The organism is Streptomyces sp. NPDC052701 (assembly GCF_040678355.1).
Taxonomy (GTDB): domain Bacteria; phylum Actinomycetota; class Actinomycetes; order Streptomycetales; family Streptomycetaceae; genus Streptomyces.
On sequence record NZ_JBFATO010000002.1, the window covers coordinates 72,455 to 97,184 of the forward strand.

Sequence of the window (24,730 nt, forward strand, 5' to 3'; positions counted from 1 at the left end):
GGGGGGCCCGGGGCCCCGCCGGGGGGGCCCCGGCCCCCCCCGCGCCCCCCGCGGCCCCCGGGGCCCCCCGGGGGGCGCCCGCACGGCGGGGTCACGCGTCCGGGCGCACCACCCCGAGTATCGGCATGGACCCCGCGCCCGTGACCGTCACCGCCCGCCCGGGCCGCGGGGCGTGCACGATCGAGCCGTCGCCGATGTACATCCCGACGTGGCTGGCGTCGTCGAAGTAGAGGACGAGGTCGCCGGGCCGCATGTCCTGGACGTCGACGCGTTCGAGCTGCTTCCACTGCTGCTGCGAGGTCCGCGGAACGTCCCGCCCGGCCGCCGCCCAGGCCTGTGAGGTCAGCCCGGAGCAGTCGTACGCCTTCGGTCCCTCGGCGCCCCACCGGTACGGTTTGCCGGTCTGGGCGAGGGCGTACTCGACCGCCTTCCTGCCCCGCTCGGACGCCTTGCCGGTGACCTCGTCGAGGACGCCGGAGTCCAGCCAGGCGGTCTGCGCCCGCTGGGCGGCCCTGCGCTCCAGCTCGGCGAGGCGCTCGCGCTCCTCCTTCGCCAGCTCGGACTCGAGCTTCTCGGCCGCCGCGATCCGCTTCTCGATCTTCTTCTGCGCCGCGGCCTTGGCCTTGCGCCCCGCCTCCAGCCTCCGCCACTGCGCGGCGGCGTCCTTCGCGTACTGCTCCAGGTCCTCCTGGGCACGGGTCAGCTCGCCGAGCAGGCCCTTGGTGGCGTGCTGGCCCTGCCGCACCCGGCGGGTGCCGTCGAGGAAGTCCTGCGGGTCGTCGCCGAGCATCAGGTACGCCTCGGGCGGCATCCCGCCCGCGCGGTACTGGGCGCGGGCCGCGACACCCGCGCGGTCCCTCAGCCCGGCCAGCTCCTCCCGGCCCTCGGCGGTCTTCTTCGCCAGCCTGACGATCTCGGCGGACTGCTTCCGCGCCTTCTCCTCGGCGGCGTTGTACTCGTCGGTGGCGACGGCCGCCGCGCGGTAGAGCCCGTCGAGCTTCTCGCGCACGGCCTCCAGGTCCGGGTCGGACGCGGCGGTCGCGCTCGCGCTCGCGCTCGGGGACGGTATGGGGCCGGGGCTCGCGAACGCCGTGCCCGGTACCGCCAGTACGGTGACCGCGCACACCACGGTCACGGCCGCCGTGATCAGGCCGCGCCTGCCCGCTCCCATGTCCCAGCCCCCAAACCGATTAACCGTCAGTAACTTCCGGTCGTGCGGGGGATGGTGTCATGCCGGCGCGCGAAGCGACAGAGGTCGTCCCCCCGGGTGTGTGACGAACGGCTCACGGAGATCGTTCCCCGCAGGCCGGAAGGAGCGGAGGACTCAGCCGCGCGGCGCCAACGCCTCCCACCGCACCGTCACTTCGCCCTGCCGCCACCGCGCCGGCCCGTCCGCCACGGGCCAGTCGGCCGTCAGGTCCCGCACCGCGCGGATCCAGCGCTGCCGGGCGCCGTAGGAGGCGTAGGGGGCGGCGGCCGCCCAGGCGCGGTCGAAGTCGCGCAGGAAGGCGTGCACCGGCTCGCCGGGGACGTTGCGGTGGATGAGCGCCTTCGGCAGGCGCTCGGCCAGGTCGGAGGGGCGTTCCAGGGAGCCGAGCCGGGTCGCGAAGGTGACGGTGCGCGGCCCCTCCGGGCCGAGGGCGACCCAGACGTGCCGGCGCCCGATCTCGTCGCAGGTCCCCTCCACCAGCAGTCCGCCGCGGGAGTCCCGCGTCGCGGGGGCCAGGCGGGCGCACAGCCCTTCCCAGACGGCGGCGACCTCGGCCTCCTCGTACTGCCGCAGGACGTTGGCGGCGCGGATGAGCAGGGGCCGTCCGGGGATGGGGACCTCGAAGCCGCCGTGCCGGAATTCCAGGCCCTCGCGCGCGTAGGGCCGGGCCGCCGCGACCCGCGCCGGTTCGATCTCGATGCCGACCACGCGCGCGCGGGGCGCGACGGTGCGGAGCCGGCCGAGCAGCTCGACGGCCGTCCAGGGGGCCGCCCCGTATCCGAGGTCGACCGCGACCGGGTCGGCGCTGCGCCGCAGCTCGGCGCCGTGCGCGGCCGCGATCCAGCGGTCCATGCGGCGCAGCCGGTTGGGGTTGGTCGTCCCGCGCGTCACCGTTCCCACGGGGCGGGAGGCGGCGCGGGATGTCATGCGTACGAGGGTATGCGGGCGCCGCCGGCCGCGGCCCCGCGCCTGTCGGACCCGGGTGCCACGCCCTCCGTCGTCGAACGGTTGAGCGATCCCCGGTAATGATTGGGCAAAAACCGCCCACCCGGAAATGGAGCGGCCCCCTCTGGCGTTGCACGTCTTCGGAGGGGCCGTACGCCCTGCGGAAGGCATGCCCGAAGCGAGGAGGAACGCCAACTGTGAGCCAGTACATCGGCAGGCTCGGACGGCGCTCCCCGGCCACCCCGCCGCGCCTGAGGCTGCACCGCAGGCCCCGCCGCGTGGCCATGCTCTCCGTGCACACCTCCCCGCTCCACCAGCCGGGCACCGGCGACGCCGGCGGCATGAACGTCTACATAGTGGAGCTCGCGCAGCGCCTGGCCGCGCTCGGCATCGAGGTCGAGATCTTCACGCGGGCGACCGCCGCCGCCCTCCCGCCGACCGTCCAGCTCGCCCCGGGCGTCCTCGTCCGGCACGTCGACGCCGGCCCCTACGAGGGTCTGGCCAAGGAGGACCTCCCGGCCCAGCTGTGCGCCTTCACGCACGGCGTGATGCAGGCCTGGGCCGGTCACCGCCCCGGCCACTACGACCTCGTCCACTCCCACTACTGGCTCTCCGGCCACGTCGGCTGGCTCGCCGCCCAGCGCTGGGGCGTCCCCCTGGTGCACGCCATGCACACCATGGCCAAGGTCAAGAACGCCAACCTGGCCGACGGCGACACCCCCGAGCCGGCCGCCCGCGTCATCGGCGAGACCCAGATCGTCGCCGCCGCCGACCGCCTGATCGCCAACACGGCCGAGGAGGCCGACGAGCTCGTACGGCACTACGCCGCCGACCCGGCCAAGGTCGCCGTGGTCCACCCCGGCGTGAACCTCGCCCGCTTCTCGCCCGCGGACGGCCGGGCCGCCGCCCGCGCCCGCCTCGGCCTGCCCCAGGACGCGCTGATCCCGCTCTTCGCGGGCCGCATCCAGCCCCTCAAGGCCCCCGACGTGCTGCTGCGGGCGGTGGCCGTGCTCCTCGACGAGCGGCCCGAGCTGCGCTCCCGCATCGTCGTCCCCGTCGTCGGCGGCCCCAGCGGCAGCGGCCTCGCCAAACCGGAGGGCCTGCACAAGCTCGCCGCGCGCCTGGGCATCGCCGACGTCGTACGGTTCCGCCCGCCGGTCGGCCAGGAGCAGCTCGCGGACTGGTTCCGCGCCGCCTCCGTCCTGGTGATGCCCTCCTACAGCGAGTCCTTCGGCCTGGTCGCCATAGAGGCCCAGGCGGCGGGCACCCCGGTGCTGGCGGCCTCGGTCGGCGGGCTCCCGGTCGCCGTGCGCGACGGACGGACCGGCTTCCTCGTCCAGGGGCACGACCCGGCCGACTACGCGCGCGTGCTGCGCGCCTTCGCCGACGACCCGCACCTCGCGCCCCGGATGGGCGCGGCCGCCGCCCGGCACGCCCAGTCCTTCGGCTGGGACACCGCGGCCGCCGCCACGGCGGACGTCTACACGGCCGCGACGCACGCGCACCGCCGTCACGTACGCTCGCACCATGGCTGAAGCGGAGCGGCGGGCGGCACAGGTCATCGAGGACGTCCTCAAGGACGCCGGGCTCGAATGGGAGAGCCCCGCGGACGGCACCTACGTCGTCAAACTCCCGGGCACCCACAAGCTGTCGACGACGGTCTCCCTCATCGCCGGCCGCCACTCCCTGTCGCTGAACGCCTTCGTCATCCGCCACCCCGACGAGAACGAGGCGGCCGTCCACCGCTGGCTCCTGGAACGCAACCTCAAGCTGTACGGGGTGAGTTACGCCGTCGACCGGCACGGCGACGTCTACGTCACCGGCCGGCTGCCGCTGTCCGCCGTCACCGCCGAGGAGGTCGACCGCCTCCTCGGCCAGGTCCTGGAGGCCGCCGACGGCAGCTTCAACACCCTGCTGGAACTCGGCTTCGCGTCCGCGATCCGCAAGGAGTACGCCTGGCGCGTCTCGCGCGGCGAGCCGACGCGCAACCTGGAGGCGTTCACGCACCTGCTGGAGCGCCCGTCCGACTGACGCCGGCCCGCTGACGCCGGCCCGGCTTGAGCCCGCCCGGCCGGAGGTCGTCCGGTCGGCGGCCGCCGGTGCCCGGCCTCAGGGCCCGCTCGTCCGGTAACGTCCCGGCGTCACCCCCACCAGCCTGCGGAAGTGCCGGGTGAGGTGGGCCTGGTCGTAGAAGCCCGTGGCGGCCGCGACCCGGCCCGGCGACCGGCCCTCCAGGAGCAGCCGCCGGGCGCGGCCCACGCGGAGCGACATCAGGTACTGGTGCGGGGCGATGCCGTACGCACCGCTGAACGCCCGCACGAGGTGGGCGGGATGGGCGTGCAGCAGCGCCGCGGCCTCCTCCAGGCCCAGCCCCTCGACGACCCGCTCGTCGAGCAGCTCGCGCAGCCGGCGCGCCAGCGCGGGATCGCGGCGCGGGACGCCGAGGGGGACCCGGGGCCGCAGATGGGCCCGCAGCCGCTCCCCGACGAAGACCAGCCGGCTCTCGGCCTCCAGCTCCTCGCCGGGCCGCGCGAGCGCGGCGTGCAGCTGCCCCACGCGCCGCCGCAGCAGCGGATCCCGCAGGTCGGGGCCGTCGACCGCGGCCCCGATGAGGTCGTGGGGCAGCAGCTCGCCGCCGAGGTACAGCACCCGCTTGCGGAAGCCGCCGGGGGTGGCGGGCGAGCCGTTGTGCGGGACGTGCGGCGGCAGCAGGGACACGGTGTCGAGCGGGGTGCCGTGCGCGTGCCGCTCCAGGTCGTACCGCACGGCCCCGTCGTCGACGATCAGCAGCGTCCACGCCTCGTGCACGTGCATCGGGTACGCGTACTCGGTGAACCGGGCGTGGAGAACCTCGACGACCCCCGGTACACGGGGCCGCCAGGCGGAGACGTCGTCGCCCCGCGCATCCCTGCGAAGGCCCATGCAAAGAACGTACAAGACGCCGCGGCCGGCCGGTCGGCACCCTCGGTGCATGAGCACTGAGCAGCCCATCCGCTTCGACACGAAGATCGCCGTCCTGCTGCGCGAGGACCTCGAGCCCTGGCAGCGCCTCAACGTCACCGCCTTCCTGGTCAGCGGCCTCGGCACCGACGTCCCCGAGGTGATCGGCGAACCGTACGAGGACGCGGACGGCGTGCCCTACCTGCCGATGTTCCGCCAGCCGGTCCTGGTCTTCGAAGGCACCAAGGAGCTCCTCAGGACGGCCCACGCACGCGCCCTGTCCCGCTCCCTGACCCGGGCCGTCTTCACCTCCGACCTCTTCACCACGGGCAACGACCGCGACAACCGCGCGGCGGTCGGGGCCGTGGGCACCGGGGACCTGGACCTGGTGGGACTGGCGGTGTACGGACCGAAGAACGCGGTGGACAAGACGACGAAGGGCGCACGGATGCATCCGTGACCCGGGGCGTGCCACCCCGCACAGGCCGCCGGTTTGCCCTTACGCCCGTCAGCGAGGTTCGCAGGACCCCGCCTCCACGGCCGGGTCCCCGTCAGGGCCAGGTGCGCTCGATGCGGTCGTGTCGCACTGCGTAGGCCGCCGGACCGCCCTTCTCGACGGCTCGGTGGATGGCATCACGGCGGGCGGCGAGCCGTTCGACCATCTCGGCGCTGCGGAGCTGCTGGTTGTCCAGGTAGAACAGCACCGCCCCGCGCTCCAGGACGGGCCGGATCTCCAGGTCCCGGGTCTTGATCCGCCCGTCCTTCGAGAGAGGGACCCAGGCCCGGTCGAGGCCGTGAGCGATCCATTCCTCGTCCGGGACGTCCTGCCCGTCGTCCGGGAAGACGTCTCCGATCCGGTGGACCGTCCATCCGCAGGCTCTCAGCCCTTCGGCGACCCGGCGCCCGAGGTTCCGGTCCAGGAAGAACTCAGGCGGCAAGGTGCACCACTGCTTGGCAGAGCGCGTCCACCTGCTCGGGCGTCATGTCGTAGTCGTACGCGATGTCCTCGACCGTTTCGCCGGCTTCCCAAAGGTCGGTGATGGCCTTGACCGTGACCCGGTTGGCGGCCACCACGGGGAGGCCGTGGCCGAACCGCGGATCGATCACCACGGGGACGGAATCCGGGTACTGCCTCAGCCGCAGGCTGGAGGGGAAGTCGTCGTCCGACTCCCAGGTCAGGTAACGGAGATAGTCGGAGACCACTTCCTGGATGGGCGCCTGGCCGTCGCGGGCCCTGCGGAGATCCCCCAGGCCGTGTTCGACGAAGATGTCCACGCCGTCCGTGGCGATCCGCTTGGACACGAGGCCGTAGGGGGTGTCGAAGGCGTCCCGTACGGCGGCGGCCGCCTCCCTGATCTCGCTCATGCGGAGCCCCAGGGAACGCAGGGAACGCAGGACGTGCGCCTCGGCCACCGCGATGAAGGGCACCGAAGGCTGCCCCTTGCGTACCGGCTCCACCTGGTGGACCAGAGGCGCCCCGGCGGCCCTGCCCTTCAGCCACGACGCGAGGGTCGACTGCGGGATCTCCAGATAGGAGGCGGTCTCCGTGGGCGTCAGAAGACCGTCCTTGAACCTGTCGACCATGTCCCACCTCCTCCTGGTGCCAGGTCCCGCATCGTCGCACATCAAGCCTCCCACCGGCGGGGCGAGCACACACCCGGCCACCGGCTCAGCCCGCCGCGCGCAGACGGTTCCCGGACCGGCAGTCGCGGCAGTGTCCGGGTTCCGGCGCGCGGAAGGCACGCTCGCAGCCGTCGCAGGTCTGGAAGGGCAGGATGGCCGGGCGTTCCACGGGACGCGCCGGCGGGGGCGGGGCGGGCAGGGGCGTCTCGCGCAGGCGGAAGGCGAGGATGCCCGCCGGGCGGGCGAGGAGGCGGTCGGGGAGCCCCGCGGTGAGCAGCTCGGTGATCCGGGGCGCCTCGACGCCGGCCGCGAGCCACCGGGCGACGGCCGGTGCGAGGCGTGCGGCCTCCCGCTCGGAGAGGACCAGCCGCGGATCGACACGGCGCAGGGCGGCGAGGACGGCGACGGCCCGCGGGTCGGCGTCGGCGAGCGGGACCGGAGCGTCCGTCTCCGCCTTGGCCTCGGCCGGTGCGGGCGTGTGCGCTGTCTCCGGCGCGGTAGCGGTCGTGGACGGGGTCGTGGTCACGGACGGGGGCGTGGCCGCCGTGGCGGCGGGCTGCTCCCGGGACCGGCTCGGCCTCGGCGGCCCGGGAGGCCCGTCCGGGTCCGGCTGCGGATCATCGCCGGGAACGCCGCCGGGAACGCCGTGGAAGTACGTCCGGGTCCGGATCCGCCCGGTGGGCAGCCGCTCGCGGCGGCGCTCCAGGTATCCGGCGGCTTCGAGCTCCCTGAGCGCCCGCGAGATGAGGATCTCGCCCTCGCTGAAGTGCTCGCACAGGGCGGCGATGCTCACGGGGGAGCCGTCGGGCAGGGAGGAGATGTAGGCCGCGACGCCGACGGTGACCGCGCTGCCGCGCCGTTGCGCGAGGGCGTTGGAGAGCACGGTGAAGTCGGCCGTGAGGCGGGTGCGGACGTGGATCACGCCGGAGGTCGGAGCTCCGGCGTCGGCGCGCAGGCGCGCGTTAGACTGCGGGTCAGCCATCGGGAAGGTTGCTGCTTCCTGATCGGTCAGGCCCTCGATCGGGATGCCAGTCCCGGCCGGGGGCCGTATCTGTTTGCGGTTGTCGCGGCGAACGTAACCGTCCGTATCCCGCCCGGGCAAGCCGGTCACTCGGACGGGTGACGTGGGCCTTCCGGCGGGGGAGGGTGGGTGGGCGGGTAGTCCTGTACCCGGTTCTTTAGGAGGCCGGTGGCCCGCCGGGCCCTCGCGGACAAGGACCCGGCGGACCGGGAAGACGGGCCCGTTACCGGTACCCGGCCGGCTCAGATCCGGTGCCGGCCGGCCTTCAACTCCCCTATGAACGCCGACCAGGAGCTGTCCTGGAAGGCGAGGGCGGGCCCGCTCGGCACCTTGCTGTCACGGACGGGCACGACGCCGGGGAACCCGTCGGCCACCTCTACGCAGTCGCCCCCTTCCTGATTGCTGTAGCTGCTCTTGCGCCACGCGGCGTCGCTCAGATCGGGACGGGACATTCGCTCCACGGTTGTAGCCCTCCATCACGGATCGGATCATGTCGAGTGACATGAGCGGGGGCAGGGCTTCCGCCCGTAGCCGATCGTAGGTGACCGCAAAGCGCCTGACCTCTGCCGGATCCTCGATCAGTTGGCCGTAATGCGCGCCCTCCGTGTAGGCGACCTCCGAGCCGTCCGGCAGCGTCAGAACCGTCAGGGAACCGCCCATCGCGTCGTGCGCCCCTTGGTCGAACGGCAGTACCTGCACGACGATGTGGCGTTCCGCTGCCGCCTCAAGCAGCCGTTCCAACTGCGTCCGCATCACGGCATGTCCGCCGATCGGACGCCTGAGGACCGCTTCGTCCAGGACCACCCACAGCTCCGGACGCTCGTGCGAGCCGAGCCGCTCCTGTCGTCCCATTCGCGCGGTGAGCCGTTCTTCCAACTGCTGCTCGTTGCTGAGTGTCAGACCGACGCTCAGAACGGCACGCGCATACTCCTCGGTCTGGAGCAAACCTGACACCAGATGGGCGGCGTACTGCCTGATCTCCACCGCCCTCTCCGAATACGCGATGAACTTCCGCGACCAGTCCGGGAACGCCTCCCGGTACACGTACGGCCACAACTCCACCAGCAGGTTGTCCGCCCCGAGGGCGGCGTCCAGCGCCCGTGCCAGCTCCAGCGTCGGTTTGGCTCCGGAGGCCCGCTCGATCTGCGTGATCCGCGTGCCCACCACGTGTGTCCTCCGGCCGAGTTCCTCCTGGGTCAGTCCGGCCGCCGTGCGGAGTCTGCGCACCCGCGAACCGAACAGCGCCGCCATCGACGTACTGGGGTCAATTCCGTTGGCCAAGGCGTTACTTCCGTCCTTTACGAACCGAAAGGTAAGGCTGCGTCACCTTCCGAGCGTAGAGCCGCCCGACGACTCTTGAGCGCGGAACGTGACGACTCGCGTACACAGCGGGACATCCAGGACTCGACAGGCAAGGACGGGCACGCCGTGCTGACAGCAACGACCACCTCGGGTGAGGAACCCCGAAGGAGCACCGAAGCCCCCGTGGCGGACCCCGCCGAACACCCGGAGCTCGCGGCGCAGTTCACCTCCTCTCCCCGAGGTGCGCGGCTCGCCCGGCGCCTGGCCGTGCGGCGCATGGAGGAGTGGGGGTACCCGCCGGTGTCGGACGCGTCGTGCGCGGTCGCCCTGGTCGTCGGCGAACTCGCCGCGAACGCCGTTCGGCACGGCCGGGTGCCGGGGCGCGACTTCCTTCTCCGGCTCCGCCTGGACGAGGCGTCGGGCCTGGTCCGGATCGAGGTCGCCGACGCGGCCGCCGAGAAACGGCCACCCGTCGCCCCGCCCACGTCGTCCCCCGACGGAGAATCGGGCCGTGGCCTGCTCCTGGTGGACGCCCTGGCCGTGCGCTGGGGCTCGACTCCCCGCCACCCCGTGGGCAAGACGGTCTGGGCGGAGGTGGAGGTCTCCTGCACGACAGGTGGACGTGCCGACTGCTGAGGGCCGACTGGATTCCCTACGCCTGACCTGTGCTGGTGGGGTCGCCCAGGCTGGTCGGCTCCTCATGCGGTGGAGGCTCGTCCTGAGGCTGCGTGACGTTCATGATCACTTCCGCCGTGTCGTCCGTCAGCAGGTCGTCGAGGATGGATGGGAATGGCCTGGTTGCCCTCTGCCCACCGACGGCCCACGGCATGAGCCGGAAAACCCGCGGATCCGGAACCCGGCCGCACAGGCGCACCCGGGGACCCCGGGGCCGTCCACCGCGGCCCGGAGGCCGGACCAGGGAGCATGGGGCGGTCCGGGCGAGGAGCGCGCGCGTGACCTGCGACCGACGTCCCTGATCTGAGACCGGCGCCCCTACGACTTCAGATACCTCAGGACCGCCAGGATCCGCCGGCTGTAACCGGTGGTGTGGGGCAACTCCAGCTTGTCGAAGATCGCGTTGAGGTTCTTCTCCACCGCGCTCAGCGAGATGTGCAGCTTCTGCGCGATCGCCGTGTTGGTGTGCCCCTGGGCCAGGGTCTCCAGAACGCTGCGTTCGCGGGGCGTGAGACGGGCCAGCGGATCTGCGTGCGTCGTGCGGATGACCAGTTGCCGCACCACCTCGGGGTCGATGGCGGCGCCCCCCGCCCGGATGCGTTCCAACGCGTCCAGGAACTCCTCCACCTGGGCGACGCGGTCCTTGAGGAGGTATCCCACCCGTTCCGCGTGGGAGGCCAGCAGTTGCACCGCGTAGGTGCGCTCGATGTGCTGGGACAGCACCAGCACGCCGACCTTTGGCCACCGCTCGCGGATCTCCAGCGCTGCGCGCAGTCCCTCGTCGGTGTGCGTCGGTGGCATCCGGATGTCGAGGACGACGACGTCGGGCTGGCGCGAGGCCGTCTCCTCCAGCAGGGGACCGGCGTCGCCGAACGCGCCCAGGACCTCGTGTCCCTCCTCGACGAGGAGCCGGACCAGCCCTTCGCGCAGCAGGGTCGAGTCCTCGGCGATCATCAGGCGCACGGCAGCTCCGCGGTGATGGTGGTGGGTCCCCCTTCGGGGCTGTCGACGCGCAGGACGCCGTCGAGCGCGGCCGTCCTGCTGCGCAGTCCGCTCAGCCCGCCGCCCGCGGGGTTCGCGCCGCCCTTGCCGTTGTCCTGGACCCGCACCGTGAGCACTCCTTCGCGGAGCACCACCCGCACGGAGACAGCCGTGGCACCGGAGTGCTTGGCCGCGTTGGTCACGGACTCCGACACCACGAAGTACGCTGCGGTTTCCACCGGTTGCGGCAGTGGCCCACCGACGTCGAACTCCGTACGGACGGGGATGCCGCACCGCTCGGACACTCCGCCCAGGGCTTCCTCGAGTCCCAGACTGTCCAGCGCCGAGGGATAGATCCGCCAGGTCACTTCGCGCAGCTCCGCGAGGATGTCCCGGGACTCCTCGTGCGCCTGGCGCAGCAGGGCGTCCGCCTGCTCGGGACCGCGTCCCCTGCGTGCCCGGCCGAGCAGCATGCCCAGCGCCACCAGCCGCTGCTGGATCCCGTCGTGGAGGTCCCGCTCGATGCGCCGGCGTTCGGCATCCACCGCCTGCACGACCGCCGCCCGGCTGGTGGCCAGTTCGTGGATGCGCCGCTCCAGCAGTTCCCGTTCGGAGGGGCCGAAACACTCGCGGGCGATGCGCGCGTCCAGGGCGGCGAGCGAGCGGAGCCCCTGGACGTCGAGGAAGAGCAGCACACTGCCGAGGAGCACCTGCATCAGCAACTCGTCCCAGCGCAGGCTTCCCTGGGCCGTTCCCCTCACGAGCAGCCCCGCCAGGACGATCCCGACACCCAGCAGTCCGAGCACGACGCCGCACAGCAGCCCTGTGTAGCTGCGGACCGCCAGGTAGCGGAGGATCTTCCGGTCGGACGCCTTGTAGTGCTCGGGAAAGCCGTCGCCGAAGAAGACGGCCCGGCGCATCCGTTCCAGGGCCGTCAGCCGACGGGCTCCGGCCATGACGATGCCGAGGGCACTGGTCCGGGTGGGCGGCCACAGCAGGAAGGGGCCGAGGGCGGTGCCGACCACGAGGAAGTGGAGGAAGCCGAGCAGGGCCGTGAGGCAACCGAGGAACGTACCGACGCTCCGGCGCGGCCAGGAGGCCGGCGGGACTGCTGCGGCATCGCCCCCGCCGGAGTCGTCCCGGCCCGGTGCGCGCGGCAGGTGACGGGCGGTGATACCTGCGGAGTCCCCCTGCACGAGGGCCGAGCCTAGCGGGGCCGCACGGCCGGAACAAGATCGCTCAGGCCGCGGGCGGGACGGGGCCACTTCGCGAGCGCGGCTGCTGCGAGTCATGAAGTGCGGCGGTGCTGGGCCTGGTTGCGGCCGCGCAGCCGTACGGCGACGTATGCCGCGACGGCGACGACCACCAGGACCAGCACCGCCTTGGAGAGGATCCCGACGTAGCCCTCCACGATCTCCCACCGGTCGCCCAGCCAGTAACCGGCCATCACCAGGACCGAGTTCCAGATCAGGCTGCCGAGCGTGGTCAGCATGACGAACACGGGCAGGGGCATGCGCTCCACCCCGGCAGGGACGGAGACGAGGCTGCGGAAGATCGGCACCATGCGGCCGAGGAAGACCGCCTTGGTGCCGTGTTTCGCGAACCACTGCTCCGTGCGCTCCAGGTCGGAAACCTTCACCAGCGGCAGCTTCGCCCAGATCGCGTGCATGCGGTCACGGCCGAAGAGCATGCCGATCCAGTAGAGGACCACGGCTCCCGCGACCGAGCCGAGCGTGGTCCAGAACAACGCCGAGGCCAGGGTGAGGACTCCCTGCCCGGCGGCGAACCCGGTCAGCGGCAGGATCACCTCGCTCGGCAGTGGCGGGAAGAGGTTCTCCAGCGCGATGGCCAGGCCGGCTCCGGGACCACCCATGGTGTCGACGAGGTCCGCGGCCCAGCCCGCGATGCCGTCGGCGGGTTCGTGCGGCAGGGCCAAGGACGTGAGGCGCATCTGAGTCTCCCAGCTCGCGGGTCGGCCGGGGCAGGCGCCCCGACTGCCCTCCAAGCTAGAAATCGCAGCTCAAAGGCGGTATGCGGTTTGCCGTCCGGTCCGGTGCGGTTTTCCGCACCGCTCACCCTGCGGAAAACCGCACCCGTGGGGACCGGGCACCGTGCCGGACGGGACCAGGACTTGTCGCCGACAGCCGGGACGGCGCTGCGGGCTACGCCAGGGCGAGATCCTGGGCGTGGCCGTCGATGCCATCGACTTCGAGTCGGACACGCTCCACGTGGTCCAGCAACTGAAGCTGAGCCGCAGCAAGGCCGTGTTCGCGCCTCCGAAGGGCGGCAAGCTGCGGGACGCGCCGCTGCCCAGCCCCGTCGCCGATGCGCTCCGGGCGCACATGAAGCGGTTCCCGCCGGTCGAGATCACCTTGCCGTGGAAGGTCGCCGACGGACCTCCGGTGACCAAGCGGCTCATCTTCACCGGGCCCCGTGGCGGGCACGTCTGGCATACGTCGCTCAATGGGGAGGCGTGGAAGCCAGCGCTGGCTGCGGCGGGTGTCATCCCTGTGCCCGAGCAGGGTCGGCCGTACGCCGAGTCCCGCGAGAACGGCATGCACGCCCTCCGCCACTTCTACGCCTCGGTACTCCTGGACCCGGGGGAGAACATCAAGGCCCTCGCCGAATACCTGGGCCACTCGGACCCGGGCCTGACGCTCCGCGTCTACGCCCACCTCATGCCGTCCAGCCAGGAGCGCACCCGCAAGGCAGTGGCGTCCGTCTTCGGTTGCAGGTAACGGATCTCTTCGAAACGATCATCGCTACAGTTCGGCGATGGCAGCGAAGAGCAATCTCAGCTCGGGCTCAGGCCCACAAAACTTGATGGAATTAGCTACGTCGTGAGACATTGCATTGCAATGTCTGAGTAGCTTGAGGTGGCTCACGTAGGGCCTAGGGCGCCTCGGACGACCGAGGACCTGGATCCGGCGGCAACCAGACCCAGGCCCCTCGCAGTCAACGAGCCCGGTCGCCTAGCAGCAGACCGGGCTCGCTGCATGTACAGCTCCCGGTCGCGACCGTCCTCGCGCGTGACTCGCTCATCGAGCGAACTGCATCACGCCGGTAGCGATGGCCACCACGAGGCCTGCCCCCGTAAGCCAGACCTGCCACCTCTCAGCACTGGTCCACCTACGAGGTTCGTCCTTCTCAAGGCTCACCTCTACCGCCTCCCTTCTCCTCCAGCCGGCCCGCCGATCGGGCCGGAGCCTTGGAACTCACGCGCATCTACGCGGAGTTCAGGGGAGGTTCAGGTGAGGCGCGAACAGCATACCGGGCACATCGCTATTCACCGAGGCGCGCGAGAGCCCTTGACAGCGGCCCCGCATCCCTTTCACGGCCCAGCGACGGCCCCAGTGCAGAAACAAGCTCCCTACCTACGGAAAAGCCGCAGGTAGGGAGCTTGATCAGTACTGCTTACTTCTTCTTGCCCTGGTTCTTGACCGCCTCGATCGCCGCCGCGGCGGCCTCCGGGTCGAGGTAGCGGCCGCCCGGCGTCACCGGCTTGAAGGCGGCGTCCAGCTCGTAGTACAGCGGGATGCCCGTCGGGATGTTCAGGCCCGCGATGTCGGCGTCGGAGATGCCGTCCAGGTGCTTGACCAGGGCGCGCAGGCTGTTGCCGTGGGCGGCGACCAGGACCGTGCGGCCGGCCAGGAGGTCGGGGACGATGCCGTCGTACCAGTAGGGGAGCATGCGGACGACGACGTCCTTGAGGCACTCGGTGCGCGGACGCAGCTCCGGCGGGATCGTCGCGTAGCGCGGGTCGTCCGCCTGGGAGAACTCGGCGCCGTCCTCGAGCGGCGGCGGCGGGGTGTCGTACGAGCGGCGCCACAGCATGAACTGCTCCTCGCCGAACTCGGCGAGCGTCTGGGCCTTGTCCTTGCCCTGCAGGGCGCCGTAGTGACGCTCGTTCAGGCGCCAGGAGCGGTGGACCGGGATCCAGTGGCGGTCGGCGGCCTCCAGGGCGATCTGCGCCGTGCGGATGGCGCGCTTCTGGAGGGACGTGTGGACGACGTCGGGCAGCAGGCCGGCGTCCTTCAGCAGCTCACCGCCGCGAAGCGCCTCCTTCTCGCCCTTCTCGTTCAGGTTCACGTCCACCCAGCCGGTGAACAGGTTCTTCGCGTTCCACTCGCTCTCGCCGTGGCGGAGGAGGATCAGCTTGTACGGTGCGTCGGCCATGGCCCCGAGCGTAATCGAACCCGCTGTTCGCCCGCGCGCCCCGCCCGCAGGGCGGACGGTTGACAAGATCCGTCAACTGAATGGCTCCCCCGGCGCGGGCGCTCGTAGGTTGGTTTCCGTAAGGCGTGCTCACTGCTCCAGCCGCTTACATTCGGACCGTTTGCACCCGTGGGGGGAACTTCATGCCGTACGCCCGTGCCGGACGCGCCGTCCGGGAGTCCGTCTCGGGGCTGCCCCGGGCGTTCTGGTGGCTGTGGACCAGCACGCTCGTCAACCGGCTCGGCGGCTTCGTCGCCACCTTCATGGCGCTGTACCTCACCCTCGACCGCGGCTACTCCGCCTCGTACGCCGGTCTGGTCGTGGCCCTGCACGGGCTCGGCGGGGTCGTCTCCTCGCTGGGTGCCGGGGTGATGACCGACCGGCTGGGACGGCGGCCGACCCTGCTCGTCGCCCAGGTGTCCACCGCCGTGTCCGTCGCGCTGCTCGGGTTCGTGCGCGACCCGCTCGCCATCGCGGCCGTCGCCTTCCTGGTCGGCATGGCGAGCAACGCCTCCCGGCCGGCCGTGCAGGCGATGATGGCCGACATCGTCGAGCCCGAGGACCGCATCCGGGCCTTCTCCCTCAACTACTGGGCCATCAACCTCGGCTTCGCCGTCTCCTCCACGGCCGCGGGCTTCATCGCCGAGGTCAGCTACCTGTCCGGGTTCCTCCTGGAGGCGGGCATGACGATGGCCTGCGCGATCGTGGTCTTCCTGAAGGTACCGGAGTCCCGGCCGGCCGGGCCCCGGGGACAGTCCCCGGACGACGCCGTCGGCCTGGGCACCGTCGTGCGCGACGGGCGTTTCATGGGCGTCGTCGGCCTGTCCTTCCTCATCGCGCTGATCTTCCAGCAGGGCTCGCTCGGCCTGCCCGTGGCCATGGGCGAGGCCGGGTTCAGCCCGGCCGACTACGGCATGGTCATCGCCGCCAACGGCGTGCTCATCGTGGTGCTGCAGATCCCGGTGACCCGTTTCATCGAACACCGCGACGCCCGGCGGCTGCTCGTGGTCTCGTCCCTCCTCGCGGGGTACGGCTTCGGGCTCACCGCCTTCGCCGGGTCGGTCGGCGTCTTCGCCCTCACCGTCTGCGTGTGGACCCTCGCCGAGATCGTCAACGCCCCGACGCAGACCGGTCTCGTCGTCCGCCTCTCCCCGCCGCACGGCCGGGGGCGCTACCAGGGCGTGTACACCATGTCCTGGTCGGTGGCCTCCCTGGTCGCCCCGCTGATGTCCGGCTTCGTCATCGACCGGTTCGGGGCCGAGTGGCTGTGGGGGCTGTGCGCGGTGGTGGGCACGCTGGCGGCGGCCGGGTACGCGGCGCTGATGCGGGGCCTGCCGGCGTCGGAGCCGGACGCGCTCCCGGCCCCGGCCGAGGCCGGGGCGCGGCGGGACTCCGCGCCCGCATAGAAGCCCGTATAGAAGCGGAGGGACTCCGCGCCCGCGCAGGCCGGAGGCCCCCGCGCGGGCACGCCCACCCGGCCACCCGGGCGGGCGCACGCCGAAGGGCCCCGGCGCCGCCGGGGCCCTTCACCGTCGTACGGGATCCGCCGCCGTCGGGGTCAGCCGCACTGACAGGGACTGCCCGACTGGCACCCGCAGCCGCAGCCCGAGCCGCATCCGCAGGCGCTCACCAGGGTCAGGTTCCTGATCTCGACGGGCTCCTCGGTCCGGCGTTCCTGCGCGGGGTCGGGCGTCGTGCCGGGGGATTCGCTCATGGTCCCTCCTCAAGGCTGGTGCCTGTGCCCATTGGACGCCCGGCCCGCTGGGCGCATCAACGGCGCACAGGGGCTTGCGCGCGCCCGGGACGGCCCGCGGCCGACCCCGTTCCGAGCCCCCTCCGAGCCCTTCACGAGCCTTTCCGGCCCCCGCCCGCCCGGCTCAGGCGCCCTCGTCCGCCCGGCTCAGGAGCCCTCGACGCCCGTCGCCGGCTGGATCTCCGCCTGGAGGTCGTCCGCGTGCTCGCCGGTGACCAGGTAGACCACCCGCTTGGCGACCGAGACCGCGTGGTCGGCGAAGCGCTCGTAGTAGCGGCCGAGCAGCGTCACGTCGACGGCCGTCTCGATGCCGTGCTTCCAGCGCTCGTCGATCAGGTGCTGGAAGAGGGTGCGGTGCAGCAGGTCCATCGCGTCGTCGTCCTGCTCCAGCTGCAGCGCCAGGTCCACGTCCTTGGTGATGATCACCTCGGCCGCCTTCGCCATCAGGCGCTGCGCGAGCTGGCCCATCTCCAGGATGGTGGCGTGCAGGTCGTGCGGGACCGCCCGCTCGGGGTAGCGCAGCCGGGCGAGCTTCGCCACGTGCTGGGCGAGGTCGCCCGAACGCTCCAGGTCGGCCGACATGCGCAGCGAGGTGACGACGATCCGCAGGTCCGTCGCCACCGGCTGCTGCCGCGCCAGCAGGGCTATCGCCCGGGCCTCCAGGTCGTGCTGGAGCTGGTCGACCTTCTGGTCGGCCTCGATCACGCTCTCGGCCAGCTTCAGGTCGCCGTCGAGGATCGCCGTGGTGGCGCGCCCGATGGCCGACCCGACCAGCCGGGCCATGTCCACCAGACCGTCGCCGATCGAGTCCAGTTCCTCGTGGTACGCGTCCCGCATCAGGGTTCCCTCTCGTGCGTCGACTTCGGGGTGCTCGCACCCCACGCTCCCACGGTGTGCCCCGTACGCGTCCGTTTCCGTCACCCCAAATGAACCATCACTGGCTCCGAGGTGAACTCTGGGCGACGAGTGTTCGAGCTCGCGGTCCGACGGCTGTGGCCGGGCCCCATGCCATGCCTAACCTGGACGCATGGACGTGAACGCGGCGGTCGCCGCAGCGGCAGCGATCGCCGGAGTGCTCACCGGCGTGATCGCCATGCTCGCGTTCCGCTGGAGCGAGCGTGAGCAGAAACGCCCCACCCGCACCTCCCTGCACACGGACCCGGTGCTTCCGCCGGGTGTGGACACCGTCCTGTCCGTACTGCGCTCCTCCGCCGTCGTCCTGGACGAGGCCGACACCGTGGTCAAGGCCAGCTCCGCCGCGTACGCCCTCGGACTGGTCCGCGGCGGCAGGCTCGCCGTCGAGCCCATGCTGCAGATGGCCCGGGAGACCCGGCGGGACGGGGAGATACGGCAGGTCGAGCTGGACCTCCCGCGGCGCGGGACCGGGCGGGGCGAGGCCCTGGCCGTCTCCGCGCGCGTGGCCCCCCTCGGCTCCCGGCTGGTGCTGCTGCTCGTCGAGGACCTGACCGAGGCCCGCCGCATCGAGGCGGTACGGCGCGACTTCGTGGCGAACGTCAGCCACGAGCTCAAGACGCCCGTCGGCGCCCTCTCCCTGCTGTCGGAGGCCGTCATGGACGCCAGCGACGACCCCGAGGCCGTGCAGCGCTTCGCCGGACGGATGCAGATCGAGGCGACCCGCCTGACCAACCTGGTGCAGGAGCTCATCGACCTCTCCCGGGTGCAGAACGACGACCCGCTGGAGGACGCCGAGCCGGTCCGCGTCGACGAACTGGTCGCCGAGGCCGTCGACCGCTGCCGGCACGCGGCCTCCACCAAGCAGATCACCATGGCCGCCGCCGGCACCGCCGACCTGGCGGTGCGCGGCAACCGCGGCCAGCTCGCCGCCGCCCTCGGCAACCTCGTCGAGAACGCCGTCAACTACTCCCCGGCCCGCACCCGCGTCGGCATAGCCGCCCGCCGGGTGGCCGCCCCCGGCGGGGACATGATCGAGATCGCCGTGACCGACCAGGGCATCGGCATCTCCGACAAGGACAAGGAGCGCATCTTCGAGCGCTTCTACCGCGTCGACCCCGCCCGCTCCCGCGCCACCGGCGGCACGGGACTGGGTCTCGCGATCGTGAAGCACGTGGCCGCCTCGCACGGCGGGGAGGTCACGGTGTGGAGCGCCGAAGGCCAGGGCTCCACCTTCACCCTGCGGCTGCCGGAGGCCGGTGCGGCCCGCGACCGCGCACCGCAGCGGCCCGCCCGGGCAGAACGCGCAGGAAGCGCGGGCCTCGATGCCGAGGCCGGGCGGCCCACCCCCTCATCCCCTGATTCCACCGCGTACGCAACGCTTCCCGCCCCGGAGGTCCATCCGTGACCCGTGTGCTCGTCGTCGAGGACGAGGAGTCCTTCTCCGACGCCCTGTCGTACATGCTCCGCAAAGAGGGCTTCGAGGTCGCCGTCGCGGCCACCGGGCCCGACGGACTCGACGAGTTCGAGCGCAACGGCGCCGACCTCGTCCTCCTCGACCTGATGCTGCCCGGCCTGCCGGGCACCGAGGTGTGCCGTCAGCTGCGCGGCCGCTCCAACGTCCCCGTCATCATGGTGACCGCCAAGGACAGCGAGATCGACAAGGTGGTCGGCCTGGAGATAGGGGCCGACGACTACGTCACCAAGCCGTTCTCCTCGCGGGAGCTGGTCGCCCGCATCCGCGCGGTGCTGCGCCGCCGCGGCGAGCCGGAGGAGGTCGCCCCGGCCGCCCTGGAGGCCGGCCCGGTCCGCATGGACGTCGACCGGCACGTCGTCACCGTGGGCGGCACCAAGATCGACCTGCCGCTGAAGGAGTTCGACCTCCTGGAGATGCTGCTGCGCAACGCCGGCCGGGTGCTGACCCGCATGCAGCTCATCGACCGGGTCTGGGGCGCCGACTACGTCGGCGACACCAAGACCCTCGACGTCCACGTCAAGCGGCTGCGCGCCAAGATCGAGCCGGACCCGGGCGCGCCGCGCTACCTCGTGACGGTCCGCGGCCTCGGCTACAAGTTCGAGCCGTAGACGGCCCGCACCACCCCGTACGACGCGGAAGGGCGGGACCTCCCCGGGGGCGTGGCCCGCGGCCGGCGCGCGCGCCGCCGCGCTGGGCCTCCCCGCGGCGCGCGGGCCCCGCACGGGCGCCTCCCCCGGCGGGCGCCCCCCCCCCCCGCGCCCCCCCCCACGGCTCAGTGGCCGGCGGCAGGCGACTCGTGCCCGTCGGCCGGCGCGCCCGCGGACGCGCTCGCCGACGCCGCGTCGGTCGGGGTGCCCGAGGTGGCGGGGGACTCGCCCGGCGACGCCGACGCGCCTTCGGACGCGCCTTCGGACGGGCCGGCCGACGCGCCCGGCGCGGCCGGGACCTCGGTCGGGCCCCAGGAGGAGAAGTAGCCCTCGGCCGGGACGACGAAGGCGTCCAGGCTCACGGCGCCGGTCCTGCTGAAGGTGAAGGTGACCTTCTGCGCGTCGCCGTCCCGGACGGCCTCGCGGCTGCTGGGCAGGACGGCCGAGGCGTTGTCCCTGCCGCCCAGGATCAGCGAGCCGCCGGCCGGGACGACCAGCTCCTTGCCGCCCTTGGCCGGCTTGAGCTCGGCGCTCTTGCCGGTGCCGGGCAGGGTGACCGACTCCAGCGTCTGGTCGGTGCCGCCCGCGTTGAACACGGTGGCGGCCACCACGGCCGGGCCCGTCGACTCGCGGTCGGGCTGGGTGATGACGATCGCGTTCTGGATCTCGATGTCGCCGGCGGTCGCCGCGGCGTTGTCCGGCTTGATCTGCAGGGTCTGGGCGTTGTTGCCGGCGCTGCACGCAGCGAGCGGGAGGATCGAGAACGCGATGGCGGCGGCGAGGGCGCCGCGTCGAAGGCTGCTGCTCACGGCGGCGGCAACTCCTTGACTCGAGCGAGGCGGCGGCGAAGTGTAAAGCCGCCCTAAGTGTCTGTCAGCGGCCATAGGTTACCGAGCCGTGCCCTCCCGGCTGCACCCGACCCCCCGACGCCCCCCGATCCCGCCCGCGTCACAAGTGACCGGGCAGTCACATTGGCCCCGGACTCGTCCGTCATTCACATAAGCGTCTCCGGGAGCAGCGCGAAATTTCCGTGGCGGAATGCGCGGGCGCCCCGTGGAATTGATCACCCGCCGCCCGGCCGGACGCCGCGTGATCAATTCCGGGATTCGGCCGGAACCCGGCTCGGGCCGCCGAACGGAGTAGCGGAAGTCGCACGCATGGAACCGGACATTTGGGGATGTTTCACCGTTCGGCGGCGCTCGCGGATGCGTGTAGCGTACGCGTTTCACTCACCCCGAAGAGCGGCTCCCACCTGCGAATACCTTCTTCCGCTCGCCTCGCGCAGCACGTCCCTGTCGCTGTTGTCAAGCCCCGAGATATGCCCTGACCTGCGAAAACGCCATTCAGAAGACGCCGTATCCGTGTTACTCTGGATAGCCACGGAAGGGGTACCTGTCACATGACGTTCAAGGTTGGCGACACCGTGGTCTATCCCCATCACGGGGCCGCGCTGATCGAGGCCATCGAAACTCGCCAGATCAAAGGCGTGGACAAGACCTACTTGGTGCTGAAGGTCGCCCAGGGTGACCTGACGGTGCGTGTGCCAGCGGACAATGCGGAGTTCGTCGGCGTGCGTGATGTGGTCGGTCAGGACGGACTGGACCGGGTCTTCGAGGTGCTGCGCGCACCGTACGCCGAGGAGCCCACGAACTGGTCCCGCCGCTACAAGGCAAACCTGGAGAAGCTCGCCTCGGGCGATGTCATCAAGGTCGCGGAAGTCGTGCGTGACCTGTGGCGCCGCGAGCGCGAGCGTGGACTCTCCGCCGGTGAGAAGCGCATGCTCGCCAAGGCGCGCCAGATCCTGGTGAGCGAGCTGGCCCTCGCGGAGAACACCAACGAGGACAAGGCCGAGGCCCTGCTCGACGAGGTGCTCGCCTCCTAGCCGAGGCGAGGCTCGTTCGTTCAGCACACTGAAATGCCGCGGTGCCCGATGACGTGTCTGCTGTCGCCGGGCGCTGCGGCATGTTCGTACGCACACGCCGCACCACGGGGGAGACGGGTCGTCCTTCACGCCCCCGCTGTCCGGCGTACCGGTACCGGGCGGCCGGCTCGACCAGTGTCACGGAAGGGTCCGGTCAAGGCCTCGCGCCCGCGATCCCCCGCGCGCCGTAACCGGAGCAGGGGGTGCCCCCAGGGCCATACCCACGTAGGCCAAGCGCACAAACCTGACAGGAACCGATGTCTGACGATTCGCGTCCTTCGCCGTCGGCGGCCCGTACGGCAGCCGTGATCCCGGCCGCCGGCCGAGGCGTACGCCTCGGGCCGGGCGCCCCCAAAGCGCTGCGCGCGCTGGGCGGCACACCCATGCTCATCCACGCGGTGCGCGCGATGGCCGCGTCCCGCCACGTCTCCCTCGTGATCGTCGTGGCCCCGCCCGACGGCGCCGGCGAGGTGAAGTCGCTGCTCGACGCGCACGCGCTGCCCGAGCGCACCGACTTCCTCGTGGTGCCCGGCGGGGCGACGCGGCAGGAGTCCGTGCGGCTCGGCCTGGAGGCGCTGCCGTCCGGCCACGACATCGTGCTGGTGCACGACGCGGCCCGGCCGCTGGTGCCGGTGGACACGGTGGACGCCGTGATCGAGGCGGTGCGCGAGGGGGCCCCGGCCGTGGTCCCGGCGCTGCCGCTCGCGGACACCGTCAAGGAGGTCGAGCCCGCGGCGACGCCGGGCGACCCGGAGCCGGTGGTCGCGACGCCCGGGCGGGAGCGGCTGCGGGCGGTCCAGACGCCGCAGGGCTTCGACCGGGCCACGCTCGTACGGGCGCACGCCGAGGTCACCGACGACGTCACCGACGACGCCGGGATGGTCGAGCGGCTCGGGCTGACCGTGGTCGCGGTGCCGGGCCACGAGGAGGCGTTCAAGGTCACGCGCCCCCTGGACCTGGTGCTCGCGGAGGCGGTCCTGGCCCGCAGGAGGCTGAACGATGGCTTCTGACCAGGCCGTCCTGCCGCAGGTCGGCATCGGGACCGACATCCACGCCTTCGAGGAGGGGCGGGAGCTGTGGTGCGCGGGGCTGAAGTGGGACGGGGAGGGGCCCGGGCTGGCCGGGCACTCCGACGCGGACGTCGTCGCCCACGCCGCCTGCAACGCCCTCTTCTCCGCGGCCGGGCTCGGCGACCTGGGGCAGCACTTCGGCACCGGCCGGCCCGAGTGGTCCGGCGCGTCCGGCGTCGCGCTCCTGACGGAGGCCGCGCGGATCGTGCGGGAGGCCGGGTTCCGCATCGGGAACATCGCGGTCCAGGTCGTCGGCCCCCGGCCGAAGATCGGCAGGCGCCGGGACGAGGCCCAGAAGATCCTGTCGGAGGCGGCGGGAGCGCCGGTGTCCGTGTCCGGGGCGACGACGGACGGGCTGGGCTTCCCGGGCCGCGACGAGGGCCTGATGGCGGTCGCCACGGCGCTGGTGGTCCGCACCGGCGGCTGACCGGCGTCGCGCCGGCCGCGCCGGGGACCTCGCCGAAAGGGGCGAACGTCACGAATGCGTCCCCCTTGAGCCGAAGGTCGCGAGGCACTCGGCGCGGCCCACTACCCTGGGACTCGTGACTATTCGCCTGTACGACACCAGCGCCCGGCAGATCCGTGATTTCACCCCGCTCAAGCCGGGTTGTGTCTCGATCTACCTGTGTGGCGCCACCGTGCAGGCCGCACCGCACATCGGGCACATCCGGTCGGGGCTGAACTTCGACATCATGCGCCGCTGGTTCGCCCACCGCGGCTACGAGGTGACGTTCGTCCGCAACGTCACCGACATCGACGACAAGATCATCGCCAAGGCCGCCGAGCAGGGCCGCCCCTGGTGGGCCATCGGGTACGAGAACGAGCGCGCCTTCGCCGACGGGTACGCCGCGCTCGGCTGCCTCCCGCCCACCTACGAGCCCCGCGCCACCGGCCACGTCACCGAGATGGTCGAGATGATGCGCGTCCTCGTCGAGCGCGGGCACGCCTACGAGGCCGACGGCAGCGTCTACTTCGACGTCCGGTCCTGGCCCTCGTACCTGGAGTTGTCCCGGCAGGACCTGGACGAGATGCGCCAGCCCGCCGAGGAGGGCATCACCGGCAAGCGCGACCCGCGCGACTTCGCCATGTGGAAGGCCACCAAGCCCGGCGAGCCCGACTGGGAGACGCCGTGGGGCCGCGGCCGCCCGGGCTGGCACCTGGAGTGCTCGGCGATGGCGCACAAGTACCTCGGCTCCGCCTTCGACATCCACGGCGGCGGGCTGGACCTGATCTTCCCGCACCACGAGAACGAGATCGCCCAGGCCAAGGCCTTCGGCGACGACTTCGCCCGGTACTGGGTGCACAACGCCTGGGTGACCATGAGCGGCGAGAAGATGTCCAAGTCGCTCGGCAACTCGGTCCTCGTGAGCGAGATGGTCAAGCGGTGGCGGCCGATCGTGCTCCGGTACTACCTGGGCACGCCGCACTACCGCTCGACCATCGAGTACAGCGAGGAGGCCCTGCGCGAGGCCGAGTCGGCGTTCGCGCGGATCGAGGGGTTCGTGCAGCGCGTGGTGGAGAAGGCCGGCGTCGTCGAGCCCGCCGCCGACGTGCCGCCCGCCTTCGCCGAGGCCATGGACGACGACCTGGGCGTCCCGCAGGCGCTCGCCGTCGTGCACACGACGGTCCGGCAGGGCAACTCCGCGCTGGCCGCCGACGACAAGGAGGCCGCCGTGGCCCGCCTCGCCGAGGTGCGGGCGATGCTCGGCGTCCTCGGGCTCGACCCGCTCGACGCGCAGTGGGCCGGCGAGACCGACCGGGGCGAGGACCTGCACGGTGTCGTCGACACCCTGGTGCGCATGGTGCTCGACCAGCGGGAGGCCGCCCGGGCCCGCAAGGACTGGACGACCGCGGACGCCATCCGCGACCAGCTCAACCAGTCCGGTCTCGTCATCGAGGACAGCCCGCAGGGACCGCGCTGGAGCCTCGGCCCGCGCTGAGCGCGGCGCGGGATCGCGAAGATCGATCGTGCCGCCCGGGGAGCCGGGCGGCACACTGCATGAACACGTACGTACGAACACCTCACGGAGACGGGTAG

26 protein-coding genes and 1 pseudogene are annotated in these 24,730 nt (G+C 72.2%); 12 read left to right on the forward strand and 15 right to left on the reverse strand.

Features of this window, described 5'->3' with window-relative positions; all coding sequences use genetic code 11:
• Window positions 1-91 precede the first annotated feature (91 nt).
• Both AB0L29_RS03380 and AB0L29_RS03385 read right to left on the reverse strand, forming a co-directional pair.
• The gene (locus tag AB0L29_RS03380) at window positions 92-1,171 is read right to left on the reverse strand and encodes an NlpC/P60 family protein (RefSeq protein WP_365822825.1); all 1,080 of its coding nucleotides are present in this window, start codon (window positions 1,169-1,171) and stop codon (window positions 92-94) included.
• Between the two features lie 153 nt (window positions 1,172-1,324).
• Entirely contained in the window at window positions 1,325-2,137 is an 813-nt protein-coding gene (locus AB0L29_RS03385) for a class I SAM-dependent methyltransferase (RefSeq protein ID WP_365822827.1), read from the reverse strand.
• 215 nt (window positions 2,138-2,352) lie between these two features.
• On the opposite strand from AB0L29_RS03385, the gene mshA reads away from it, so the two are divergent.
• Together mshA and AB0L29_RS03395 are read left to right on the forward strand one after the other, a co-directional pair.
• Complete coding sequence (mshA, locus tag AB0L29_RS03390) at window positions 2,353-3,690, forward strand: D-inositol-3-phosphate glycosyltransferase (RefSeq protein ID WP_365822829.1); 1,338 nt, start codon at window positions 2,353-2,355, stop codon at window positions 3,688-3,690.
• Window positions 3,683-4,186 (forward strand): YbjN domain-containing protein, encoded by a 504-nt coding sequence (locus tag AB0L29_RS03395; protein ID WP_365822831.1) that lies wholly within the window; start codon window positions 3,683-3,685, stop codon window positions 4,184-4,186. The genes mshA and AB0L29_RS03395 overlap by 8 nt, the downstream gene beginning before the upstream one ends.
• Window positions 4,187-4,264: 78 nt before the next feature.
• On the opposite strand, the gene AB0L29_RS03400 is transcribed toward AB0L29_RS03395, so the two are convergent.
• Entirely contained in the window at window positions 4,265-5,077 is an 813-nt protein-coding gene (locus AB0L29_RS03400; RefSeq protein WP_365822833.1) for an AraC family transcriptional regulator, read from the reverse strand.
• Window positions 5,078-5,126: 49 nt separating this feature from the next.
• Between AB0L29_RS03400 and AB0L29_RS03405 the strand changes: the two genes are divergently transcribed.
• Window positions 5,127-5,555 carry a DUF2000 domain-containing protein gene (locus AB0L29_RS03405; protein ID WP_365822834.1) on the forward strand — a complete coding sequence of 143 codons (429 nt, stop codon included), beginning with the start codon at window positions 5,127-5,129 and terminating at the stop codon, window positions 5,553-5,555.
• 91 nt (window positions 5,556-5,646) lie between these two features.
• Here AB0L29_RS03405 and AB0L29_RS03410 read toward each other — a convergent pair whose 3' ends face one another.
• From AB0L29_RS03410 to AB0L29_RS03430, 5 genes are all read right to left on the reverse strand, one after another.
• The gene (locus AB0L29_RS03410; protein WP_365822836.1) at window positions 5,647-6,033 is read right to left on the reverse strand and encodes a toxin-antitoxin system, toxin component, PIN family protein; all 387 of its coding nucleotides are present in this window, start codon (window positions 6,031-6,033) and stop codon (window positions 5,647-5,649) included.
• The gene (locus AB0L29_RS03415; RefSeq protein WP_365822838.1) at window positions 6,023-6,679 is read right to left on the reverse strand and encodes a DUF433 domain-containing protein; all 657 of its coding nucleotides are present in this window, start codon (window positions 6,677-6,679) and stop codon (window positions 6,023-6,025) included. Before AB0L29_RS03415 ends, AB0L29_RS03410 begins: the two co-directional genes overlap by 11 nt.
• Window positions 6,680-6,764: 85 nt before the next feature.
• Window positions 6,765-7,700, reverse strand: coding sequence for a hypothetical protein (locus AB0L29_RS03420; RefSeq protein WP_365822840.1), 936 nt, complete (start codon window positions 7,698-7,700; stop codon window positions 6,765-6,767).
• A 281-nt stretch (window positions 7,701-7,981) separates the two neighbouring features.
• Window positions 7,982-8,113 (reverse strand): DUF397 domain-containing protein, encoded by a 132-nt coding sequence (locus tag AB0L29_RS03425; RefSeq protein ID WP_365822842.1) that lies wholly within the window; start codon window positions 8,111-8,113, stop codon window positions 7,982-7,984.
• A complete protein-coding gene (locus AB0L29_RS03430) occupies window positions 8,076-8,990 on the reverse strand; it encodes a helix-turn-helix transcriptional regulator (protein ID WP_365822844.1) in 915 nt (304 codons plus the stop codon). Before AB0L29_RS03430 ends, AB0L29_RS03425 begins: the two co-directional genes overlap by 38 nt.
• A 177-nt stretch (window positions 8,991-9,167) precedes the next feature.
• Between AB0L29_RS03430 and AB0L29_RS03435 the strand changes: the two genes are divergently transcribed.
• A complete protein-coding gene (locus AB0L29_RS03435; protein ID WP_365822846.1) occupies window positions 9,168-9,677 on the forward strand; it encodes an ATP-binding protein in 510 nt (169 codons plus the stop codon).
• Window positions 9,678-10,034: 357 nt separating this feature from the next.
• Here AB0L29_RS03435 and AB0L29_RS03440 read toward each other — a convergent pair whose 3' ends face one another.
• The 3 genes from AB0L29_RS03440 to AB0L29_RS03450 all read right to left on the reverse strand — a co-directional run bounded on the left by AB0L29_RS03440 (window position 10,035) and on the right by AB0L29_RS03450 (window position 12,648).
• Window positions 10,035-10,670: a response regulator transcription factor gene (locus tag AB0L29_RS03440; protein WP_365823417.1), complete on the reverse strand. Its 636-nt coding sequence runs from the start codon at window positions 10,668-10,670 to the stop codon at window positions 10,035-10,037.
• On the reverse strand, window positions 10,670-11,893 hold the full coding sequence (locus tag AB0L29_RS03445; RefSeq protein ID WP_365822848.1) for a sensor histidine kinase: 1,224 nt from the start codon (window positions 11,891-11,893) through the stop codon (window positions 10,670-10,672). The genes AB0L29_RS03440 and AB0L29_RS03445 overlap by 1 nt, the downstream gene beginning before the upstream one ends.
• A gap of 92 nt (window positions 11,894-11,985) precedes the next feature.
• Entirely contained in the window at window positions 11,986-12,648 is a 663-nt protein-coding gene (locus AB0L29_RS03450; protein WP_365822850.1) for a DedA family protein, read from the reverse strand.
• A 205-nt stretch (window positions 12,649-12,853) separates the two neighbouring features.
• On the opposite strand from AB0L29_RS03450, the pseudogene AB0L29_RS03455 reads away from it, so the two are divergent.
• Window positions 12,854-13,435: pseudogene (locus AB0L29_RS03455) on the forward strand (site-specific integrase); the annotation flags it as partial.
• Between the two features lie 676 nt (window positions 13,436-14,111).
• On the opposite strand, the gene AB0L29_RS03460 reads toward AB0L29_RS03455, so the two are convergent.
• On the reverse strand, window positions 14,112-14,873 hold the full coding sequence (locus AB0L29_RS03460) for a phosphoglyceromutase (RefSeq protein WP_365822852.1): 762 nt from the start codon (window positions 14,871-14,873) through the stop codon (window positions 14,112-14,114).
• A 182-nt stretch (window positions 14,874-15,055) separates the two neighbouring features.
• On the opposite strand from AB0L29_RS03460, the gene AB0L29_RS03465 reads away from it, so the two are divergent.
• Window positions 15,056-16,318, forward strand: coding sequence for an MFS transporter (locus tag AB0L29_RS03465; RefSeq protein WP_365822854.1), 1,263 nt, complete (start codon window positions 15,056-15,058; stop codon window positions 16,316-16,318).
• Window positions 16,319-16,470: 152 nt separating this feature from the next.
• Here the strand turns inward: AB0L29_RS03465 and AB0L29_RS03470 are convergent, their stop codons facing one another.
• Window positions 16,471-16,626: a hypothetical protein gene (locus tag AB0L29_RS03470; RefSeq protein ID WP_365822856.1), complete on the reverse strand. Its 156-nt coding sequence runs from the start codon at window positions 16,624-16,626 to the stop codon at window positions 16,471-16,473.
• Window positions 16,627-16,812: 186 nt separating this feature from the next.
• On the reverse strand, window positions 16,813-17,502 hold the full coding sequence (gene phoU, locus AB0L29_RS03475; RefSeq protein ID WP_365822858.1) for a phosphate signaling complex protein PhoU: 690 nt from the start codon (window positions 17,500-17,502) through the stop codon (window positions 16,813-16,815).
• A 190-nt stretch (window positions 17,503-17,692) separates the two neighbouring features.
• Here phoU and AB0L29_RS03480 point away from each other — a divergent pair, with 190 nt between their 5' ends.
• Both AB0L29_RS03480 and AB0L29_RS03485 read left to right on the forward strand, forming a co-directional pair.
• Window positions 17,693-18,985, forward strand: coding sequence for an ATP-binding protein (locus AB0L29_RS03480; protein WP_365822860.1), 1,293 nt, complete (start codon window positions 17,693-17,695; stop codon window positions 18,983-18,985).
• Window positions 18,982-19,662, forward strand: a complete 681-nt coding sequence (locus AB0L29_RS03485) for a response regulator transcription factor (RefSeq protein WP_365822862.1) — start codon at window positions 18,982-18,984, stop codon at window positions 19,660-19,662. The genes AB0L29_RS03480 and AB0L29_RS03485 overlap by 4 nt, the downstream gene beginning before the upstream one ends.
• Before the next feature lie 164 nt (window positions 19,663-19,826).
• Here the strand turns inward: AB0L29_RS03485 and AB0L29_RS03490 are convergent, their stop codons facing one another.
• Window positions 19,827-20,510: a DUF461 domain-containing protein gene (locus AB0L29_RS03490; RefSeq protein ID WP_365822864.1), complete on the reverse strand. Its 684-nt coding sequence runs from the start codon at window positions 20,508-20,510 to the stop codon at window positions 19,827-19,829.
• 590 nt (window positions 20,511-21,100) lie between these two features.
• Between AB0L29_RS03490 and AB0L29_RS03495 the strand changes: the two genes are divergently transcribed.
• From AB0L29_RS03495 to cysS, 4 genes are all read left to right on the forward strand, one after another.
• Window positions 21,101-21,583, forward strand: a complete 483-nt coding sequence (locus AB0L29_RS03495; RefSeq protein ID WP_003953493.1) for a CarD family transcriptional regulator — start codon at window positions 21,101-21,103, stop codon at window positions 21,581-21,583.
• Window positions 21,584-21,879: 296 nt separating this feature from the next.
• A complete protein-coding gene (gene ispD, locus AB0L29_RS03500; protein WP_365822866.1) occupies window positions 21,880-22,632 on the forward strand; it encodes a 2-C-methyl-D-erythritol 4-phosphate cytidylyltransferase in 753 nt (250 codons plus the stop codon).
• Window positions 22,622-23,119 (forward strand): 2-C-methyl-D-erythritol 2,4-cyclodiphosphate synthase, encoded by a 498-nt coding sequence (gene ispF, locus AB0L29_RS03505; protein ID WP_365822868.1) that lies wholly within the window; start codon window positions 22,622-22,624, stop codon window positions 23,117-23,119. The genes ispD and ispF overlap by 11 nt, the downstream gene beginning before the upstream one ends.
• Window positions 23,120-23,234: 115 nt before the next feature.
• On the forward strand, window positions 23,235-24,632 hold the full coding sequence (gene cysS, locus AB0L29_RS03510; protein ID WP_365822870.1) for a cysteine--tRNA ligase: 1,398 nt from the start codon (window positions 23,235-23,237) through the stop codon (window positions 24,630-24,632).
• Window positions 24,633-24,730: the final 98 nt, after the last annotated feature.